The 19,942-nt window shown below is 51.8% G+C and carries 25 protein-coding genes; 20 read left to right on the plus strand and 5 right to left on the minus strand.

The features are described 5' to 3' along the window. Positions 1-272 precede the first annotated feature (272 nt). Both ACMYR3_RS04465 and ACMYR3_RS04470 read right to left on the minus strand, forming a co-directional pair. Positions 273-749, minus strand: coding sequence for a group III truncated hemoglobin (locus ACMYR3_RS04465; RefSeq protein WP_424194909.1), 477 nt, complete (start codon positions 747-749; stop codon positions 273-275). 356 nt (positions 750-1,105) lie between these two features. Beyond that, positions 1,106-1,801, minus strand: coding sequence for a glutathione S-transferase family protein (locus tag ACMYR3_RS04470; protein WP_424194911.1), 696 nt, complete (start codon positions 1,799-1,801; stop codon positions 1,106-1,108). A gap of 50 nt (positions 1,802-1,851) precedes the next feature. Between ACMYR3_RS04470 and ACMYR3_RS04475 the strand changes: the two genes are divergently transcribed. After that, positions 1,852-2,031: a hypothetical protein gene (locus ACMYR3_RS04475; RefSeq protein ID WP_424194913.1), complete on the plus strand. Its 180-nt coding sequence runs from the start codon at positions 1,852-1,854 to the stop codon at positions 2,029-2,031. 210 nt (positions 2,032-2,241) lie between these two features. After that, on the plus strand, positions 2,242-2,745 hold the full coding sequence (locus tag ACMYR3_RS04480) for a Dps family protein (protein WP_424194915.1): 504 nt from the start codon (positions 2,242-2,244) through the stop codon (positions 2,743-2,745). Between the two features lie 447 nt (positions 2,746-3,192). Here the strand turns inward: ACMYR3_RS04480 and gluQRS are convergent, their stop codons facing one another. After that, positions 3,193-4,107 (minus strand): tRNA glutamyl-Q(34) synthetase GluQRS, encoded by a 915-nt coding sequence (gene gluQRS, locus ACMYR3_RS04485; protein WP_424194917.1) that lies wholly within the window; start codon positions 4,105-4,107, stop codon positions 3,193-3,195. Between the two features lie 9 nt (positions 4,108-4,116). Then, positions 4,117-5,019: a LysR family transcriptional regulator gene (locus ACMYR3_RS04490; protein ID WP_424194919.1), complete on the minus strand. Its 903-nt coding sequence runs from the start codon at positions 5,017-5,019 to the stop codon at positions 4,117-4,119. 175 nt (positions 5,020-5,194) lie between these two features. Here ACMYR3_RS04490 and ACMYR3_RS04495 point away from each other — a divergent pair, with 175 nt between their 5' ends. The 3 genes from ACMYR3_RS04495 to ACMYR3_RS04505 all read left to right on the plus strand — a co-directional run bounded on the left by ACMYR3_RS04495 (position 5,195) and on the right by ACMYR3_RS04505 (position 6,982). Continuing rightward, positions 5,195-5,899 carry a pirin family protein gene (locus tag ACMYR3_RS04495; RefSeq protein ID WP_424194921.1) on the plus strand — a complete coding sequence of 235 codons (705 nt, stop codon included), beginning with the start codon at positions 5,195-5,197 and terminating at the stop codon, positions 5,897-5,899. A 19-nt stretch (positions 5,900-5,918) separates the two neighbouring features. Further along, positions 5,919-6,323, plus strand: coding sequence for an OsmC family protein (locus ACMYR3_RS04500; RefSeq protein ID WP_424194923.1), 405 nt, complete (start codon positions 5,919-5,921; stop codon positions 6,321-6,323). Between the two features lie 92 nt (positions 6,324-6,415). Beyond that, entirely contained in the window at positions 6,416-6,982 is a 567-nt protein-coding gene (locus ACMYR3_RS04505; RefSeq protein WP_424194925.1) for a flavodoxin family protein, read from the plus strand. A gap of 54 nt (positions 6,983-7,036) precedes the next feature. Here the strand turns inward: ACMYR3_RS04505 and ACMYR3_RS04510 are convergent, their stop codons facing one another. Beyond that, the gene (locus ACMYR3_RS04510) at positions 7,037-7,873 is read right to left on the minus strand and encodes a hypothetical protein (RefSeq protein WP_424194927.1); all 837 of its coding nucleotides are present in this window, start codon (positions 7,871-7,873) and stop codon (positions 7,037-7,039) included. Between the two features lie 481 nt (positions 7,874-8,354). On the opposite strand from ACMYR3_RS04510, the gene ACMYR3_RS04515 reads away from it, so the two are divergent. The 15 genes from ACMYR3_RS04515 to ACMYR3_RS04585 all read left to right on the plus strand — a co-directional run bounded on the left by ACMYR3_RS04515 (position 8,355) and on the right by ACMYR3_RS04585 (position 19,923). Continuing rightward, on the plus strand, positions 8,355-9,446 hold the full coding sequence (locus ACMYR3_RS04515; protein WP_424194929.1) for a hydrogenase small subunit: 1,092 nt from the start codon (positions 8,355-8,357) through the stop codon (positions 9,444-9,446). A gap of 19 nt (positions 9,447-9,465) precedes the next feature. Continuing rightward, the gene (locus ACMYR3_RS04520; protein ID WP_424194931.1) at positions 9,466-11,322 is read left to right on the plus strand and encodes a nickel-dependent hydrogenase large subunit; all 1,857 of its coding nucleotides are present in this window, start codon (positions 9,466-9,468) and stop codon (positions 11,320-11,322) included. A 60-nt stretch (positions 11,323-11,382) separates the two neighbouring features. Beyond that, positions 11,383-12,117 (plus strand): Ni/Fe-hydrogenase, b-type cytochrome subunit, encoded by a 735-nt coding sequence (gene cybH, locus ACMYR3_RS04525; protein ID WP_424194933.1) that lies wholly within the window; start codon positions 11,383-11,385, stop codon positions 12,115-12,117. Positions 12,118-12,139: 22 nt separating this feature from the next. Next, entirely contained in the window at positions 12,140-12,520 is a 381-nt protein-coding gene (locus ACMYR3_RS04530) for a HigA family addiction module antitoxin (protein WP_424194935.1), read from the plus strand. 25 nt (positions 12,521-12,545) lie between these two features. Then, a complete protein-coding gene (locus ACMYR3_RS04535; protein ID WP_424194937.1) occupies positions 12,546-13,217 on the plus strand; it encodes a HyaD/HybD family hydrogenase maturation endopeptidase in 672 nt (223 codons plus the stop codon). A 1-nt stretch (position 13,218) separates the two neighbouring features. Further along, positions 13,219-13,536, plus strand: coding sequence for a HypC/HybG/HupF family hydrogenase formation chaperone (locus ACMYR3_RS04540; protein ID WP_424194939.1), 318 nt, complete (start codon positions 13,219-13,221; stop codon positions 13,534-13,536). A gap of 17 nt (positions 13,537-13,553) precedes the next feature. Beyond that, positions 13,554-14,036 carry a hydrogenase gene (locus ACMYR3_RS04545; RefSeq protein ID WP_424194941.1) on the plus strand — a complete coding sequence of 161 codons (483 nt, stop codon included), beginning with the start codon at positions 13,554-13,556 and terminating at the stop codon, positions 14,034-14,036. Positions 14,037-14,077: 41 nt separating this feature from the next. Beyond that, positions 14,078-14,935 carry a hydrogenase expression/formation protein gene (locus tag ACMYR3_RS04550; RefSeq protein ID WP_424194943.1) on the plus strand — a complete coding sequence of 286 codons (858 nt, stop codon included), beginning with the start codon at positions 14,078-14,080 and terminating at the stop codon, positions 14,933-14,935. After that, the gene (locus ACMYR3_RS04555) at positions 14,932-15,174 is read left to right on the plus strand and encodes a rubredoxin (RefSeq protein WP_424194945.1); all 243 of its coding nucleotides are present in this window, start codon (positions 14,932-14,934) and stop codon (positions 15,172-15,174) included. The genes ACMYR3_RS04550 and ACMYR3_RS04555 overlap by 4 nt, the downstream gene beginning before the upstream one ends. A gap of 23 nt (positions 15,175-15,197) precedes the next feature. After that, positions 15,198-15,767, plus strand: a complete 570-nt coding sequence (gene hybE / locus ACMYR3_RS04560) for a [NiFe]-hydrogenase assembly chaperone HybE (protein WP_424194947.1) — start codon at positions 15,198-15,200, stop codon at positions 15,765-15,767. After that, a complete protein-coding gene (locus ACMYR3_RS04565) occupies positions 15,764-16,948 on the plus strand; it encodes a nickel-dependent hydrogenase large subunit (protein WP_424194949.1) in 1,185 nt (394 codons plus the stop codon). Before hybE ends, ACMYR3_RS04565 begins: the two co-directional genes overlap by 4 nt. Beyond that, entirely contained in the window at positions 16,941-17,294 is a 354-nt protein-coding gene (hypA, locus tag ACMYR3_RS04570; RefSeq protein ID WP_424194951.1) for a hydrogenase maturation nickel metallochaperone HypA, read from the plus strand. Before ACMYR3_RS04565 ends, hypA begins: the two co-directional genes overlap by 8 nt. Positions 17,295-17,357: 63 nt before the next feature. After that, positions 17,358-18,434: a hydrogenase nickel incorporation protein HypB gene (gene hypB / locus ACMYR3_RS04575; protein ID WP_424194953.1), complete on the plus strand. Its 1,077-nt coding sequence runs from the start codon at positions 17,358-17,360 to the stop codon at positions 18,432-18,434. 15 nt (positions 18,435-18,449) lie between these two features. Continuing rightward, positions 18,450-19,649 carry a carbamoyltransferase HypF gene (locus ACMYR3_RS04580; protein ID WP_424194955.1) on the plus strand — a complete coding sequence of 400 codons (1,200 nt, stop codon included), beginning with the start codon at positions 18,450-18,452 and terminating at the stop codon, positions 19,647-19,649. Between the two features lie 52 nt (positions 19,650-19,701). After that, on the plus strand, positions 19,702-19,923 hold the full coding sequence (locus ACMYR3_RS04585) for a HypC/HybG/HupF family hydrogenase formation chaperone (protein WP_424194957.1): 222 nt from the start codon (positions 19,702-19,704) through the stop codon (positions 19,921-19,923). The last annotated feature ends 19 nt before the right edge of the window (positions 19,924-19,942 follow it).

The raw sequence follows: 19,942 nt of genomic DNA on the forward strand, positions 1-19,942 counted from the left end.
GTCAAGATCAAAAGCAATTACCACAAAGACACAAAGGGCACTCAGTTAAACCCTATTAAAACTTCGCAGTTTTAGTACCACCACAAAGAAAAGCTTGATTTGAGCAATGAGGTTTTATATACGAAGTCTGGGGACAGAGTCATCCTCTGTCCCCGTGATGAAACGGCGAGGTTGACAGGCGTTAACTTAGTGCTCTTTGTGCCTTTGTGGCAAAAAGAATTTGACTTTCCTTGGCGCACTTGGCGTCTTGGCGGTGCAAACAAGAATCAAGATCAATCCGCTTCGCTGATCTTGACCAGGCCACCGCTGGCTTTGATGAGCGCGGCGTGTTGCGACTTGTCCGCCAGAGCCTGGCGCATCGTTTCGAACTGGCCGCTGTCGTGCATCATGGTCATGGCGCGACCAATGTTCTGGGCACGCTCCAGCCAGGGTTGAGCCAGTTCGGGCGGCAGGTTGGTATTGAGGGTTGCTTCAAACAGGCCAATCCAGATGGCATAAAACTCGGGCGTGAAGCCAGCTTCGGCATGTTTGGTGGGCATTTGATAGCCATAATCCAGATAACGTTCACCACCCAGACCTACCCACCAGAAATGCACAATCTTATCCAGATGGGTGGGCCAGTCATGGATGCGCAAAAAGGGCACTGATAGCACCGGATGGGCGCGCACCTGCTCGTAAAACGAGTGCACAGTGGCGGCCATGGTGGTTTTGCCAATGGCATGGGCCAGGTTGAAATCGACGTTATCCATGATATGCAATGAGGATGGGTGAATAATTAAGTGTCGTAGCAAGACTGACAACAGATGATCTATTGGTGTCAACCATGCATTGAATGCAGACTATATGCCCAGTCTGCATTCAATGCTGAGATTAGCACGTCTGGGTAATCAAACCTTGCGCCAAATCAAGTATCTCAGCAGATACTGCTGGGTAGTGTTAAAAATGGATAAATAAATATGCACTTGGCAAGGCTGTTTATCCATATACCCCCTTTAATAATCAGTTTTGAAGCGTGAATGGTCGGCCATCTTGTCTGCCTGCTTTTGATTCGTCAGGCTGCTGCAAATTGATCACAGGCTGCATGGCCGATGACGAGGCTATGCGCTTAGGGATAAAACTGCAAACGTAGCCGCTCCACATAATGGCCAAGGTTGGGATAGGCCATTAAGGTATCGCGTATCGGTGATTCAAATATCGGGCAGGTCGCGGAACATAAAAAAGCAAACAATGTCGCGTCGGCACCGCAGATTTGCTGGCCAGTCAGGTAGGGTTGATCAGCGAGGATGGCTGCGAGCGAGTCGAGATTTTTCTTGATGATTTGCTGTTGCTCGGCCAATGAGTAGCGGCCTATGCCATGACCATGCAGATCCCGAGCAATGCGTTTAAGAATGCCTTTGATAATGAATGGCCGTAGCGGCCAGGGAATTGGCTTGAAAAAGTTGGCGGGGCCACGTGCAAAGTTAATGGGGTTGAGCCAGCGGGTTTGCAGGCCAATCCAGTAGAGATGATCTTCCAGCAAACGTTCTACCGACCAGGCAATGCCCTTGGCCTGAGCGCTTAGGCCCTGATCAAAATCAAAGCCATATTTCTTTTCAATATGCCAGCGAATGAAGTTGGAGTCGGCCACTTTTACGCCTTCATCATCAATATAAGGCAGCTTGCCTTTGGGCGCATGGCGCATGCCCTTGGTGTTGATCTCAAACGGCAGTCCGGCCATCTTGAGCAAGACTTGTGTTTTGATAACAAAGGGGCTGGCATCCGGTAAGCCAAAGGCAGCGCCATAAGCGTAGAGTGTGATCATGAGCACTTTCTTGTTATGAGATGGTGGTTTGTGCGCACCATCGGTAATGAATGAAACAGTCAAAGCTGCCACAGTGTACTGGATGCCGATGTCGCCAGATCGTTGCCAGTGCGGCAGGTATGACTGGCCATGAGTTGTGCGATGCCGGTGGCAAACCGTGGGTCGGGTGTGTGGTGACGCGGGAAGTCATGCAGTTGCCGCTGGCTGGCCTGGCTGATGTGGGGGCATGATCGGCTCTCCAATAAGGCCGGGCACGGTTCACAAAATAAAGAATGGGTGCTGCTTGCGCTGTATCAAGTAGCATTGTTTGCGCTAGCCAGAAAATCGTCAATATGGCTACAATTGGTCTGCCATCATCTAATCAGCATGTCGGCTGGTGGATCATTTGCTCACAGTAGCGCATTGCATACTCTCGTTATTTTTCATCAAGGAGAAATAGTATGGCCAAGCCAAAATCAGCCAGTACCGCAGCCACCATCAATATCGGTATCAGCGACAAGCACCGTGCCGACATTGCGCAAGGACTGTCCAAACTGCTGGCAGATACCTATACGCTCTATCTGACCACGCACAATTTTCACTGGAATGTGACTGGGCCCATGTTCAATACCCTGCATGCAATGTTCATGCTGCAATACACCGAATTGTGGAATGCGGTCGATCCGATCGCCGAGCGGATTCGTTCGCTTGGTCATCCCGCGCCGGGCAGTTATGCGCAGTTCAGCGCACTGGCTTCCATCAATGATGCACCAGCCACGCCACCCAAGGCACTCGACATGGTTCGTATTCTGGTAGAAGGTCATGAAGCCGTGGCACGTACCGCGCGCAGCATCTTTTCACTGGCCGAGAAAGCCAGTGATGAACCGACTGCCGATCTACTGACCCAGCGTCTCGATATTCATGAAAAAACTGCCTGGATGCTGCGTAGCCTGCTGGAAGAGTAACGTTCTTTGCTAGTCTGCACAATCGTTGTGGCTTGTATTCAGATGAGGTTTGGCCGTGGTACATTGGATTGCTTTGGTCAGATCGGAATATTTGAAAATTAGTTATTTTCTGAAAGGCGTTGACATCTGTTTGGTTTTGAAAAACAGCTGTCGGCCAGTCGGCTCCAACATGAATCCTGGCCTGACCAAAAGATTTAAGGCCATTCAGCATTGGTATATAGGCAGAGTAATGCCAATAACAGAGCAGCGCGGAGTGATTCAATAAAATCAGATTGCCGATAACTGTGATTGTCATCAGGTTATCGCCATCGGGAAAAACAAGATCAGCCATTTCAAGATGCTGATCTTATGCGATAAACATGGATACTCAGTGGCTGTATATAAAAACCATATCCATTTTATGCACCTAAGTATAATGATTTTATTGTTTACTGGATGGGAGTATGCCTATATCGGCAATTTCCCCGGCACAATTATCCATCTTTGACGCCAGTGAATAATGGCCGTTGCCAACACTTGTGAGATGTCATTGCCTTCACCGGGCAAGCCCAAAAACTGCAGCGCACGTTGCAATTCGCTGAGCGGATTTTGCAAATCAAGCGGGTTGGCCCCCGTCTGTTTGGAGAGTTTTTCTCCGATGGCATTGCAAACCAGTGGCACATGCATATAACTTGGGGCGGGGTAGCCAAGCTGCTGTTGCAGCCAAATTTGGCGCGGCGTGGAGTCGAGCAGATCGGCGCCGCGCACAATATGGGTGATGCCCTGTTCGGTGTCATCGACTACCACGGCCAATTGATAAGCCCACAAGCCGTCGGCGCGTTTCAGTATGAAGTCACCGACCACATCGGCCAAAGCCTGGGTTTGCAAGCCTTGCCAGCGATCTGTGGATTGTACGCTGATATCTGGCACGCGGATGCGCCAGGCGCGTGCAGTCTTGCCTTGCAGGCCATTGCGACAGGTGCCTGGATAAGTCAGCGTGGCATGCCGTTCATGCGCGCCCGCCGGGCCATGCAATTGGGTGAGTGAGTCGGCAATCTCTTTGCGGGTGCAAGCACAGGCGTAGGTTAAATGTTGAGAATTTAAATAATCAAACGCGGCCTGATACGCCATGCCGCGCTGGCTTTGTACCGTCACTTCACCATCCCAATGCAAACCGCAGACTTGCAAGGCCTGCAAAATGGTTTCGGCAGCGCCGGGCACGGTACGTGGTGTGTCGACATCTTCCATGCGTACCAACCATTGCCCGCAGTGTGCGCGGGCATCCAGCCAGCTCGCCAGTGCGGTGACGAGCGAACCAATATGTAAAGGGCCGCTGGGCGAGGGGGCAAAGCGACCGATATAACTCGTGGCGTGGCGTGACATGATGCAACTTTACCGCAACAAGGCCTTTTGCAGACGTGGTTCTTCCAGCCGCTTGATGAACCATTGCAGGGCTTTGCCACGCGCATCACTGCGCCAGGCGTAATAGTGTTGGGAGTCGAGCTTGTTTTCGGTGGTGGCTTTGGCAATCAGTTGGCCGGTGGCTAAAAACGGCTCAGCGACCGAGCGCGCCAGATAGCCAACACCTAAGCCTTTGACTTGTGCTGCCAGTTTGGCTGGCAGGTCGGGTACGGTCAACGCATCCTGCCCGCTCAAGAGGCCGGCGCTGCGTACGGGTAATGAGCGCGAGGTGTCCCCAATGGCAACCGCCCTGTGTTGCACGATTTGCTGCGGCAGCAAGGGGTCGGGCAGAGCGGCCAACGGATGCGTGGGCGCAACCGCAAAGACAAATTCAATCCTGCCCAGATCACGAATCTGAAAACCGCTCTGGTTGGGGGTATCCCAGCTCATGCCAATCACCAGATCAGCACGACCCGTTACCAGTGCATCCCATGAACCACCCAGTACTTCAGTTTGAAAACGCAGTTTAGTGCCGGGTTGCTGCTCGTAAAAATCGGCCAGTACCGGTAGCAGGGCGTCAAAGCGCATCAGCCCGTCCATGGCGATGCGCAGTTCTACTTCCCAGCCTTTGGCCAGCCGTTTGACGCGACAGGTCAGTTCTTCAGTAGCACGCAGAATGTGACGGCCTTCGTTGAGCAGTTCGCGACCGGCTGGCGTGAGTTTGGCACGATGGCCTTTGCGGTCAAACAGCAGTACGTCAATGTCTTCTTCCAGCTTGCGCACGACATAAGTCAGCGCTGATGGCACGCGATTCAACTCAATGGCGGCCGCCGCAAAACTGCCTTTCCGGTCGATGGCATCCAGCACTTCCAAGGCTTCCAATGTCAGGCTCATGGTTATTTCATTCAAAATATTTGAATAAGAGGTTCAAATATAGAGGCTTTATTCATTGTCGTAAAGGCCTATCATGCTTTCCATGGCAGATTGATTTGGAAATATATCTCAGATAATTTGAATTCTTTCCAGGTCGTCCTGTCTGCCCATTGACACGTCATGAAAGGAGTACATCATGCTTGAACTGCGTGCTGCTGAAGATCGGGGCCATGCCAACCACGGCTGGCTGGATTCGTATCATAGTTTTTCGTTTGCTGATTATGTGAGTGCCGAGCATGTCCATTTTGGTCCATTGCGGGTGATCAACGAGGACTGGGTTGCGCCCAAGAGCGGTTTTGGCACGCATGGTCACCGTGACATGGAAATCATCACCTATGTGCTGGAAGGCTCGCTGACCCATAAAGACAGCATGGGCAATGGCTCGACCATTCTGCCGGGCAATGTGCAGCGCATGAGTGCCGGGCGTGGTGTGCAGCATTCCGAGTTCAACCATGATCCGGCGCAACAGGTGCATTTGCTGCAAATCTGGATTATGCCCAATCAGCGCGGGATTGAGCCTGGCTACGAGGAAAAGCATTTCTCAGTCGCAGACAAGCGCGGCCGTTTGCGTCTGGTGGCGTCCGAGGATGGTCGGGATGGTTCGGTCCTGATTCATCAGGATGCGCAAGTGTACGCAGGCTTGTTTGACGGTACTGAAAGTGCGGTGCATGCCTTGCCAATCGGTCGTCTGGCCTACGTACACGTGGCACGCGGTACGGTCAGTGTGAATGGTGTGGCTTTAAAAGCAGGTGATGCGATCAAGCTGCGTGATGAGACCACGGTCGTGCTCGACAACGGTCAGGCAGCCGAAGTTTTGTTGTTTGACTTGCCTGAACATTGATTTTTAAAAAAGGGTTGTCATGTCGATCAAGGTCAATAAATACAGTTACGGCAAGCTGGCGATGGCGGTGTCACTCGGTGAACATGGCTTTCTGAGTGATGTGCCCGCCAGCAGCGGTGGCGATGATCTTGGCCCTGATCCGCATGATTTGTTTGATGCCTCACTGGCCAGTTGTACGGCGCTGACAGTCATGATGTACGCGCAGCGCAAGGGCTGGGCCTTGACGGATATTGAGGTTGAGATTGAACGTGACAACCGTGATGAGCAAGAGGGGGTGTATCGACTGCAGCGCCGGATCGCCCTGTTTGGCACTTTATCCGATGAAGAGCGTGGCAAGCTCATCGAGATTGCCGATAAATGTCCGATCCATAAATTGATGCACGCCAAAATTGAAATTACCACCACATCAGTGGCAGTTATTTGAAAAATAAATATTTGTACTTGTTGAATCAGCTCGAATTTTTTCATAAACCCGATCCAACTCAATCCTGTCTTGACCTTTTAAAGGAGTAAACCATGACTAAAGTAGCAATCGTGTATTTCAGTGGCTACGGCCATACCAAAAAACTGGCCGAAGCCGTACAGGCCGGTGCTGCCCAGGGTGCGACGGTGGAAGTCATTGCCGTTGACCAGGAAGGTAACGTGCCTGAAGCCGCCTGGACTACCTTGGAAGAAGCCAATGCCATCATTTTTGGTGCGCCGACCTATATGGGTACCGTGCCTTGGCAATATAAGAAGTTTCTGGATGCCACATCCAAACCCTGGTACACCCAAAAATGGAAAGACAAGATTGCCGCGGGCTTTACCAACTCGGCCACCATGAATGGCGACAAGCTGTCGACTCTGCATTATCTGTTTACGCTGTCACAGCAACACAGCATGATCTGGGTGGGTACCGGTTTGATGCCTGCCAATAGCAAAGCCGCACAACGCAATGACATCAATTTTGTGGGCTCATTCAGTGGCCTGATGGCACAGTCACCGTCTGACTCATCACCCGAAGAAGGGCCACTGCCAGGTGATCTGGAAACAGCCAAGTTGTTTGGCAAACGGATTGCCGACGTGGCCACACGCCTGAAATAAATGGATCTGCTCAGTCAACACGCCATAATGCGTGTTGGCTGAGACTCTCTGCAGTCAGAAGTCTGGCGATTGCAGAGGATGTTGCAGGGAATCATAGCGGAGCTGGTTCATGCGCTGGGCAATCCAGTAGCATACCAGCACGCTGCCAATCACCGCGAGGCCGACATAGAGTTCCTTGCCGTCAAAATAGTGATCAATCCGGCTTGAGCAGATTTTCATGATTTGCAAACCTGCCACGATCAAAGCCGAGCTGGCAACCAGCAGGGCAAAAAAGCGGCGTGCTCTGGCAATCCGGAACGCATCGGCGTTGGCAATCAGCCGTGCCATCACCAGACCATTGATCATGTCGGTGGCGACCATGCCCGCCACAAAAATCAGCGAGACCATCAAGACAGTCCAGGCACCTTGATGCAGGCTGCCGATCAGGGCAAACCAGGCCGCAATTGAGAATGCATCAAATGACACGGCAAACAAAGCGCCCACCAGCAGACCACCGGCAAAGCTTTTGAGCATGGGTAAGCGCATCATGAATTGAAAGCTGTGGCTCATGGCCAGTCCACTGGCTTCTTTGCGCAGACAGTTTTTGATATTGATGACACTCACCCAAAGTAAAAAGGCAATGGAAGTGGCGGTGCCTAATGGGTCTAACCAGGTAGGGATGTGGTCAATATGAAATATCTGCAAAGCGAGTGCGGCAAGCAGTACCACCAAGCCATGTCCAACGGAAAACAGCAAACCGCTCAAGCGCGACAATGTGGGGTTGCCAGCATGATATTGCAGTCGTGCAATGCTATCGATACTGGCGATGTGATCCGCATCAAAGCCATGTTTGACGCCAAAGAAAAAAGTGAAAAACAATAGGCTGGTCAGTGCCATGGTCGGTTCTGGCATCTGTGTCTCCATCGAGTAGTTATGCGGGTAGTTATGCGATTAGTTATGTGTTTTGGCAATGGTATACGCAAAGATAAGGCCACCATCATGCATGGCTATTCAAATTATTTGTAACTGTATCCGGTACAAAATTCAAATACGCATGAATCCATGCTCTTGAACTCGCTTGGCGTGTCACAAAGCAATAGCCCCTGCTTATCAAAGTTTGCTGCAGTGCGCTTTTTTCTATGCTTGCATGGTCAGTTGCTTTGCAGGGTGGTTGGTAGGTGGATAGTCGCTTTGCCATCCTCGTGGCTGCTCAATCGCTGCGTCTGCGGCTAAGTTGCTGTGAATCAAGGAAACAGTGGATAGCAGAGGATTGTGGTGTGAATTAATTCCTGCCTGGTTCGAAAACTGCTATGACCATCACATGCACACAAAAACAAGTCATTGTGCAGCCCCATTTTTCTGTCCATAACAAGTTGTCGGAGGAGCATCCAACATGATAGAGACCTTTTACGAGGTAATGCGTCGTCAAGGTATTTCGCGTCGTAGTTTTCTTAAATACTGTTCATTGACGGCTACATCACTTGGTCTTGGACCATCCTTCGTGCCGCAGATTGCTCATGCGATGGAAACCAAGCCACGTACCCCAGTGCTCTGGCTGCATGGTCTGGAGTGTACCTGCTGTTCAGAGTCTTTCATTCGTTCTGCGCATCCACTTGCCAAAGATGTGGTGTTGTCCATGATCTCTCTGGATTATGACGATACCTTGATGGCATCGGCTGGTCATCAGGCTGAAGCGATTCTTGACGAGATCATGACCAAGTACAAGGGCAATTACATTTTGGCTGTGGAAGGTAATCCGCCACTTAATCAGGATGGCATGAGCTGCATTATTGGTGGCAAGCCCTTTGTGGAGCAACTCAAGCGCGTAGCAAAAGATGCCAAGGCCATCATTTCCTGGGGTTCCTGTGCTTCATGGGGGTGTGTGCAGGCGGCCAAGCCAAACCCTACTCAGGCGACCCCGGTGCATAAGGTAATTACTGACAAGCCCATCATCAAGGTGCCAGGCTGCCCACCAATCGCCGAAGTCATGACGGGTGTCATCACTTATATGCTGACCTTTGATCGGATTCCTGAACTGGATCGCCAGGGTCGACCCAAGATGTTCTATAGCCAGCGCATTCATGACAAATGCTATCGCCGTCCGCACTTCGATGCCGGCCAGTTTGTCGAGGCATTTGATGATGAGTCGGCCCGTAAAGGTTATTGCCTCTACAAGGTTGGCTGTAAAGGCCCAACGACTTACAACGCGTGCTCAACCACTCGCTGGAACGAGGGCACCAGCTTCCCGATCCAATCCGGCCATGGTTGTATCGGTTGCTCGGAAGAGGGCTTTTGGGACAAGGGTTCCTTCTACAACCGTCTGACCGATATTCATCAGTTTGGTATTGAGGCCAATGCCGATCAGATTGGTGGTGCCACTGCTGGTGTAGTTGGTGCGGCTGTCGCTGCTCATGCTGCGGCTTCTGTGCTTAAGCGCGTCACACAAAAAGATGCGACCAAGACTGACACTGTGACCAGCCGATAAGAATCAAGGAGATAGAATAATGGCAAGTTATGACACACAGGGCTTTAAGCTCAATGATACTGGTCGCCGTATCGTCGTCGACCCGGTAACTCGAATTGAAGGTCACATGCGCTGCGAAGTGAATGTGGACGAAAACAATATCATCCGCAATGCTGTTTCTACTGGCACGATGTGGCGCGGTCTGGAAGTGATTCTAAAGGGTCGTGATCCACGTGATGCCTGGGCATTCGTAGAGCGGATCTGCGGCGTCTGTACGGGTTGTCATGCACTGACTTCGGTACGTGCTGTGGAAGATGCGCTTGGTATCAAGATTCCTAAAAATGCCTATCTGATTCGTGAAATGATGGCCAAGACGCTGCAGGTTCATGACCACGCAGTACATTTCTACCACCTGCATGCACTGGACTGGGTAGATGTGGTGTCCGCATTGAAGGCTGATCCGAAAAAGACTTCCGAACTGCAACAGCTGGTTTCGCCGTCCCATCCTTTGTCATCACCGGGCTATTTCCGTGATATTCAGAACCGTCTGAAAAAATTTGTGGAAAGCGGTCAGTTGGGCCCGTTCATGAATGGTTATTGGGGTAGCAAGGCTTATGTATTGCCTCCAGAGGCTAATTTGATGGCGGTGACTCATTATCTTGAAGCGCTTGATCTGCAAAAAGAATGGGTCAAGATTCACACCATCTTTGGTGGTAAAAACCCACATCCAAATTACCTGGTTGGTGGTGTGCCCTGTGCGATCAATATTGATGGCAATGGTGCGGCCGGTGCGCCATTGAATATGGAGCGTCTCAATTTCGTCAAGGCACGCATTGATGAAATCATTGAGTTCAACAAGAATGTTTATGTGCCCGATATTCTTGCGATTGGCACAATCTATAAACAAGCCGGTTGGCTCTACGGTGGTGGTCTGTCTGCCTTGAATGTGGCTGACTACGGAACTTACGAAAAAGTTCAGGATGATCACAGTACCCAGCAATTGCCAGGCGGTGTGATTCTGAATGGTAACTGGGATGAGATTTTCCCGATTGATCCACGTGATCCTGAGCAAGTCCAGGAGTTTGTGAATCACAGCTGGTACAAGTACGCAGATGAAAGCAAAGGCCTGCATCCCTGGGATGGTGTGACAGAGCCCAATTATGAGCTGGGCAGCAAGACCAAGGGCACTAAAACCAATATTCAGCAATTGGATGAAAGCGCCAAGTATTCCTGGATCAAGTCACCACGCTGGCGCGGCAATGCGCTTGAGGTTGGCCCACTGTCACGCTATATCCTGTCATACGTTCACGCGACCAAGGGCAACAAGTATTGTCAGCGTGTCAAGGAGCAGGTTGATTATTCAGCCATGATGATCAACCAGGGTATTCCAAAAGCCTTGGGTTTGCCTGAAACCAGCTATAGCGCCAAACAGTTGCTGCCAACCACCATTGGCCGGACGTTGGCGCGTGCGCTGGAAAGTCAATATGCTGGCGAAATGATGCTGGACGACTGGCATGAGTTGATGGCCAATATCAAGGCAGGTGATCTGTCGACGGCCAATGTTGAAAAATGGGATCCTTCCACCTGGCCTAAAGAAGCCAAGGGTGTCGGTACGGTGGCAGCACCACGCGGTATGTTGGGTCACTGGATCAAGATCAAGGATGGCAAGATCGAGAACTACCAGTGCGTCGTACCGACTACCTGGAATGGTAGCCCGCGTGATCCAAAAGGTCAGATTGGTGCTTTTGAAGCCAGTCTGATGAACACGCCGATGGTCAACCCTGAGCAGCCTGTTGAAATTTTACGTACGCTGCATTCATTTGATCCATGCCTGGCATGTTCAACCCACGTGATGAGCCCTGATGGTCAGGAATTGACTTCGGTCAAGGTTCGCTAATCGAGTCAGTGCGTGCGGCATGCAAGTGCTGCACGCCCAATTCACATAATAGGAGTTGCTATGTCCTCTCATATACATGTCAATGCTGACCTCAATTCGGCAGACCTGGATGAAACCGAAGTCGCACATGGTGCGTCCATCAAATCAGTCTATGTTTATCAGGCACCGGTGCGGATCTGGCACTGGATCAATGCACTGGCAATCATGGTTCTGGCAGTGACCGGCTACTTCATTGGCAGTCCACTGCCAACCATGCCAGGTGAAGCCAGCGCACATTTTTTGATGGGCTATATCCGCTTTGCCCATTTTACGGCGGCCTATATTTTTGCCATTGGCATGCTGGGTCGTATTTACTGGGCTTTTGTGGGTAACCATCATTCTCGTGAACTGTTTAGCGTACCCATTTTCAATCGAGGCTATTGGCTTGAGTTTTTGGGCATGCTGAAATGGTATGCGTTTTTAAGCAATCGGCCAGGACGCTACGTCGGACATAACCCGATTGCCCGCTTTGCCATGTTCTTTGTATTTTTCTTTGGCAGTATTTTCATGATCTTTACGGGCTTTGCCCTGTATGGTGAAGGTGCACAAATGGGCTCATGGGCTGAACGACTGTTTGGCTGGGTGATTCCATTGATGGGGCAGTCACAGGACGTGCATACCTGGCATCACCTGGGCATGTGGGCCATCATCACTTTCATCATCGTGCATATTTATGCTGCGGTACGTGAAGACATCATGGGTCGTCAAAGCATTATCAGTACGATGGTTTCAGGTCATCGAACCTTCAAAGACTAACAGGCAGGCGAGGAGCGGGATCATGGGCGGGTTTGGTACACCACAATGGAAAGCTGCAAGCCAGCAGGCAAAGCGTCTGCTGCGTCGGCCTCCTGGTGTGCCAACCCGAACCCCCGTTCATCCTGGTCAGTTTTTGCAAAAACATTATCTGATACCGCTGCACTTGAACCAGACCCAGACCGCAAAAATGCTAGGCATTTCGCGGCGACGTCTCAATGAGATCATCCAAGGTCATCGTGCCATGACGCCTGACACAGCGATTCGCTGTGCCTTGATGTTTGGAATGGAAACCTCTTTCTGGCTCACATTGCAAAGCAGTTGGGACAGCTTTCAGGCCTGGAAACTTCTGGCCAGCCAGTCTCAGTCATCGGCTGTATCGGCCGATACCACTGTTTCCCTTTAACCTGATTTTTTAAGTTTATTTAACCATGAGCCATGATCCGATTAAAAACGACTGTAACGGGAGTGGTGACACTCAACCGCAAATCGTGGTCCTGGGCATTGGCAATGTGCTCTGGGCTGATGAAGGTTTTGGTGTGCGCTGCGTGGAAATCATGCAGCAGAAATATGAGTGTGGCCCTAATGTGCAATGGATTGATGGCGGCACGCAGGGACTCTATCTGATACAGCATGTACAGGGTGCGGATCGATTGATGATCTTTGATGCCATTGATTATGGTCTTGAGCCTGGCACGATGCAGATCATTGAAAACGAAGAGGTGCCCAAATATATGGGTGCCAAGAAAATGAGTCTGCATCAGACCGGTTTTCAGGAAGTCCTGGCGCTGGCGCAATTGACCGGTAAGTATCCGGAGCATGTCGTGCTGATTGGCTGTCAGCCTGAAGAGCTGGAAGACTATGGTGGCAGTTTGCGCGACTCAGTCAAGGCGGTTATTCCACGTGCTTTGGATATCGCCTTGAGTTACCTGACTGCCTGGGGTGGTGAACCCAAGCCACGGATCAGGCCATTAACAGAATATGAGTCGGTCACATTGCCGCATTTGCAGTTGGCACGCTATGAAGGTGAACGGCCACCGGAAGAGTTGGCTTGCCGGATTGGCGATGATCGCTTCATGCCTGCTAACAACGAGAAAGCTTGATATGTGTATTGGTATTCCCATGCAAGTCCTGGCGCTGGAACCTGGTTTTGCGCAATGTGAAGGGCGGGGCGAATTTCGTCGCGTCTCGACGGTACTGATTGAGGAATGCAAGGTAGGCGATTGGTTACTGGTTTTTATGGAAGATGCGCGTGAATTGATTGATATTGTACGGGCGCGTGAAGTCAATGAAGCACTTGATCTGGTGATGGCTGCCTTGGGTGGCACGGCCATGATGGATACCAATAGCTCGCCCTTCACCTTGCCTTCTGCCATGAGTGCCGAACAACTGGCCGTCTTGCTGAACCCGGTCAAACAATAAATTTCAAGGAGATATTGATGAGTGAAGAAATGGCCATGCTGCAGTCACCTGCGCCGCATACCTTACCCAGCACCCCATTTTTGATTCAACGACTGGTCGATGAGTTTTCGGCTGTATGGGTCAATGAAGCCAACTTGGAGGAATTTGCCGCCGAACCGGGTGACAAAGTGATTTTTGTTGCGGGTGATCCCATCCGCTTTCCGGAATGTCTGGATGTGGCGGTCGTGCTGCCCGAGCTGCAAAAAACCTTTGGGCAGCGTTTTCGTATTGCTGTTGCGCAATCGGCCAGTGAAGATGCGATTGCTCGCAAGTATGACGCCCAGCGCCGCCCGGCACTGATTTTTCTGCGGGATGCTTTGTTTGTGACGGTGGTCTCTGGCATGCTCGATTGGGATATTTATCTGGATGAAGTGGGCAAGGCACTGGCCATGCCGGCTGGTCCTGCACCACGCCTGCGCATTCCCATCATGTCGCAAGGCAGTGATTCCAGTTGTCATTAATTCATCTATCAACGTCAAGCATATTCAATAAGGGTTATCCAATGAAATCCATTACCATCCCGATCATGCCTTTGGGCCCAGGTAGCCAGGTTGAAGAAGAAGTACTTGAATACATCAATATGCCCAAGGAGATGTATACCTATGCACCGCCTATCCTGCCAGAACCGGAAGATGTTGCCAATCTGACTGCCGCGCACGATGCGCTGCGCAGCATTGTGACAGCATTGCAAGTGGCCAATGCAGGTGGCAGGCCAGCACCGGTCAGTATGCTGAATCTGGATCGCGATAACCTGCACCTGGTCAATCAGGTATTGGGTGAGGGGGAAGTGAGCGCACGGGTATTGGGCGAAACTGAACTGAAAGTCCAGGAATCGGTATTTGCTGGTGTCTGGCGTGTGATTGAAACACTCGGTGAGCAGATTGTTTCAGACCATATTGAAATTGGTGCCATTCCCATGCGCTTGCTGGATCGTGCCCGTGCCATTGCTGCGCCGATTCGTCGTATTGCCATTCCCGAGCAATTTCCGCCGGGTGTCATGAATGCCAGTGCCCTGTTGACCGAACTCAATGATCAGATCGGCTCCTGGAAGCATGGCATGTTGCCGCATGTGATCAATCTGACCTTGCTGCCATTGTCACAGGAAGATGTGGTTTTCCTCGATCAGAGTATTGGTCTGGGCAATGTCGTTATTCTGTCGCGTGGCTATGGCAATTGCCGTGTTTCCAGTACCCAGATACCCAATTGCTGGCGCGTGACGTATTACAACTCGCAAGATGCAATCATTCTTAACACGATTGAGATTGTGGATATTCCGGATGTCGCCTGTGCGGCAAAGGAAGATCTGGAAGATTCTCTTGAGCGACTGGAAGAAGTCTTGCAATGGGTTGTCACGCAATGACCGAGCCACTTGATCAGAGGAACTGCTTTGAAGGCAGTTATCTGGGTGATCTGTCCAAGATCACGGCGACTACGCGCCTGGAGTGCAAGATTTGCTGGTGGGTATATGATCCTGCAGAGGGTGATGAGGTTTGGCAGATTGCGCCCGGAACGGCGTTTTCTGACTTGCCTGATTACTGGCGTTGCCCCAATTGTGATGGGTCCGCCGAGCAGTTTATGGTGATTCACGAAGAAAACTGAGTACCGTGTAATCCGGTTCCAAAATGATACTAGCCAATCAACCAATTACTCAAGCAAGTCGTGAGGCCGTTACCATCAATCCGGCCTGGTCGGAGCGGGTGCGTTTACTGCAGGCCTTGTTTGACGATATTGCGCAAACGCGTATGCAGGGACTGCCTTTTCTGCATACCGGTATCAAGGTGCAAGCAGTGGGTTTTGAGCAGAGTGTGGAGAACCCTGAGCTGGCCTATGGCGTATTGATCACGCCCTGGTTCATGAATCTGGTGGCATTGCCACTCGAAAACCAGTCCTGTCAGTCAGTTGGCAAAGCCTCATCCCATCAGCTTGGTCATGAAAATATTGAATTTTTAACAGCCTATGAAACGGCGATAGGACAGTTTGAATTTTGCTCGCTGTTTTCCCCTATGTTTGATTTTGAAAATCAGCAGGCAGCGATTGAAACGGCTATGACTTTTTTGCAGATGATCCGCACTCCCGTCAATTCGGTTGCGGCTGATTCTGCTGTTGTGGCATCGCAGGCTGCAGTTGAGCGACCATCACGTCGCGCATTTTTTACAGGTCGCGGGAGTGTACAAGGTGGTAGCAAGTTGTGAACACGTCGGCTAACGCTGCTGCATTGGCAGGGGCATTGCATTTTGTGCCTGGCAATCGGGCTGCACCGATTGTGTCGAGCCGTTATGCTTTGGCTGCGCAGATTTTGCGTGGCAAGCCACCGCAGGCAGCAGTGCAGTGGTTGCCCAAGATCTATTCTCTGTGCGGTAGTGCCCATGCCTGGAGCGCGCAAGCAGCAGTGGATAGGGCACTGCAAGGTTGGCAGAAGCCAGTAGTCAATGATACTCAGGTGGTCGATGTACCAGGCATTGATTTGGAATTGGAAACCGCACGTGAGCATGTGCGCAGATTATTTTTGGATTGGCCACGTTTATTATTGCCACAAGATGGACAAGCAGCTTACTTGAATCAATTAACCGAGTTACGGTATTGCCCGCTATTTTTGGCGGATGGGCGACACCTTGGCGTGGCGTTGGATCAATGGATGGTCAAGCAAGTGTATGGACAGCCACTTCAGCAATGGCTGGCAGCGTGGCAGCAACATCCTGGCAATGCCATGCAGGCGTGGCTGGCGAATGTCAACACCTTGCCTGCCCAGTGTCTGTCGGCGTGTCAGGTAGTAGCAGAACCTTTGCAGCTTGCCATGTCGGCATTGCTGCCGCACGCTGGTCAGCAGGATCTGCTGGCCTGGATCAGGCAGGGCTTGTCCGATCCGCAATTTGATAGGCAGCCACTGTGGCAAGGCCGACCTTGTGAGACGGGTGTCATGACACGTTTGAGTATGCTGTCTTGGGTAGCGCAGCAACAGTGGAATGTCTGGTTGCGGCTTGGGCAGCGTTTGGCTGAGCTGGCTGGTTTGGTGTTGAAGATGCAGGGTCAGAGTGCCAATGTCGCCATTCAGTTGGATCTGGATCACGGTGCCTTATCACTGGATGAGGGGCAGGGGATGAGCTGGTGTGAGATGGCGCGTGGTCTGTTGGTGCACTGGATCAGGTTGGAAATGCTCAATGAGGAAGTGGTCATTGCCGACTATCGGGTGATTGCGCCAACCGAATGGAATTTTCATCCCCAGGGCGGATTGGCGTGCCATATTGCGAACATGCGTGCGACCATACATGAAACCGGCAGTACAGCGCGTCAGCACTATGAACGTGAAATTGCGGTGCTGGTGGCGGCGTTTGATCCCTGTGTGCAATACGACGTGGAGTGGTGTGATGCATGAAGTCAGTCTGGCCGGTGGCATTTTAAAAATTGTCGAAGACGCTGCACAACGCGAGGGTTTTGCGCGTGTGACGAGGCTAAAGCTGGAAGCGGGTGCCTTGTCGGGTGTGGAGTTGCGGGCACTGCGCTTTGCGCTCGAATCCATCGTGCCTGATACCGTTTTGCAGGATGCCGTGATTGATATTGAAATGCCACCCGGGGAAGCCTGGTGCATGCAATGCTGCCAGACGGTTGTCATTCAGTCACGGCTGGATAGCTGCAGCGTGTGCGGCAGTCATCGTTTGCAACCGACTGGTGGTACCGAATTGAGAGTGCTGGAAATGCTGGTCCAAGACCAGCCAGCTTGAAATTTTAAACACGGCACTCAGCCATGCTCAGTGCCCGATTGATAAAAATAGGAAGGAGCTGTTATGTGTGTAGTTTGCGGATGTAGTGGCAAGAGCGAGATACATGAACATCATGACCACGAGCATGGCCATACGCATACTGAGCCAGGCGTGATGGCAGTTAACCCCGTGAATGGTGATCTGCACTTTGGCGCAGGGGCAGCCAAGGTCTCGGTGCCAGGGATGTCGCAGGATCGAGCCATCAAGTTGGAGCAGGATGTGCTTGGTGAAAACAATCGTCATGCCAAACATAACCGCGAGCATTTTTCCGGTCATGGCATTCTTGCCCTCAATCTGGTTTCCAGCCCAGGCTCAGGTAAGACAACTTTATTGTGTGCCACGATCCGTGCCTTGCAGCAACGTACTGCAAATTTGGCCTTGGCGGTGATTGAAGGCGATCAGCAGACCAGTCATGATGCGGATCGGATTCGCGAGACTGGCGCGCCCGCGATTCAGATCAATACCGGCAAGGGCTGTCATCTGGATGCCCAGATGGTGGGCGAAGCCTTTGCGCGCCTGCCTTTGCATGATCATACGCATCATGATCATGCCGCACAGGCGCATACTGACTTGCATGATCACGGTCACGAACATGACCATGAGCATACTCACCAACATGATGACCATGCCCATGCGCATCACCATCATCATGCCGACCATGCTCATGGCGGTGGTGTTTTGTTCATTGAAAACGTGGGCAATCTGGTTTGTCCGGCAATGTGGGATCTGGGTGAGGCAGCCAAGGTGGCCATCCTGTCGGTTACCGAGGGTGAAGACAAGCCGCTCAAATATCCGGACATGTTTGCCGCTGCGCGCTTGATGATTCTCAATAAGACTGATCTGCTGCCGCATCTGGATTTTGATGTGGCACGTTGTATCGACTATGCCCGTCGTGTCAACCCTGGGATCGAAGTGATCGAATTGTCGGCCCGTACCGGTCAGGGCATGCAGGCCTGGCTTGACTGGATTCTGGAAGAACATCATGTGCTCAGCCATCACCAGCATGCGCATGAGACTGCAGTCGATGATGTCAGCGTCAGGATTGCCCAGTTGGAAAAAGAATTGCAATCGCTCAAACTACGTTTGAGCGAAGCAGGGTAAAACAGGAGTAAAACAATGAACCCAAACCTGCAAACCCTGACCTTGCCTGCGCCGGTCACATCAATCGGTTCAGCCGTGCTGGCTTGTGGTGCCTGGTTAAAAAATAGCGCTTGTCTGATTGAAGGTAATCAAGTCACGCTGTCAGCGGTGCATGGTGATCTTGGCGAGGCGGCCAATTGCCTGGCACTGGAGGCTTCAGTCGCTGCTTTGACGGTGCTGGCCAAGGGCAAGATCAAGGCGGTGGCGCATGATCTGCATCCCGATTTTTTCAGCTCGCGACTGGCAGTTCAAACGGCCACACAATTACAGGTGCCAGCCATTGCCGTACAACATCATCATGCCCATGCCGGAGTGTTAATGGCGGAATATGGTCTGGATGAAGCGGTGATTGCCGTGACACTGGATGGCGTGGGGCTGGGTACCGATGGAGTTGCCTGGGGTGGTGAACTGTTATGGGTGGATGGCCCGCACTGGCAGCGCTTGGGTCATTTCAGTCCACTCTGCCTGCCCGGTGGGGATGTGGCTGCCCGTGAGCCGTGGCGCATGGCAGCGGCGGTCTTGCATGCCCTGGGACGGCGTCTGGAAATTGTGGATCGTTATGGTCCGATCGTGGGCAAGTCGGCAGCGAGCATGGTGCAGACCATGCTTGATCGGCAGCTCAATTCACCCATTACTACCAGTGCAGGGCGCTGGTTTGATGCCGCAGCGGGTGCCCTTGGCATCAGTGTACGGCAAGCGTTTGAGGCGGAAGCAGCGATTGGACTGGAACAGCTCGCCACCCAATATCTGGCTACCCACAGCGAACCTGAGCAAAGCTGTCCTACCCTTTTGCATACCGATGGTCAGCTCGATCTTTTACCCTTGCTGGGGCAGTTGTTTGCCTTGGCCGACAAGGGTGACGATGACGCCGTAGCACGTGGTGCAGCACTGTTTCATCTGACATTGGTCGAAGCCTTGCTGCAATGGACTTTGCGTGCAACCCGGCAATATGACATTCAAACCGTGGCCTTGGGTGGTGGGTGTTTTTTCAACAAATTGGTCACTGAGCGTCTGGTCGCAAGATTGCAGGAAGCTGGCTTGCATGTGGTACTGCCCAAGCAGGTTTCGTGTGGTGATGCGGGTTTGGCGCTGGGGCAGGCATGGGTGGCTGCCCAGCTGTGTGGCGTTGGTCTGAGGCAAGCACCCGGGCAAGCATTCATGCAAGCGCTTGGTTGATTTTTGGCAAGATGTTGGCAAGATAATTTGAAAAATAAACTAGGAGACGAAGATGTGTCTGGCGATACCTGTAAAAGTGATTGAAGTGCTGCCCGAGCAGCAGGCGCTGGTTGATTTGGGGGGCGTGCGCAAAACCATTTGCACGGCGCTGCTTGATCAAGTCAGTCAAGGTGAATACGTGATCCTGCATGTGGGATTTGCCATCGGCAGGATTGATGCTGCCGAAGCCGAGCGAACGCTCGCCATGTTTGGCGAGATCGTCAACGCGGATTGAACTGATCGCGACCACACAC

The sequence above is a fragment of the Ampullimonas aquatilis genome, assembly GCF_049675895.1.
Taxonomy (GTDB): Bacteria; Pseudomonadota; Gammaproteobacteria; order Burkholderiales; family Burkholderiaceae_D; genus Ampullimonas; species Ampullimonas aquatilis.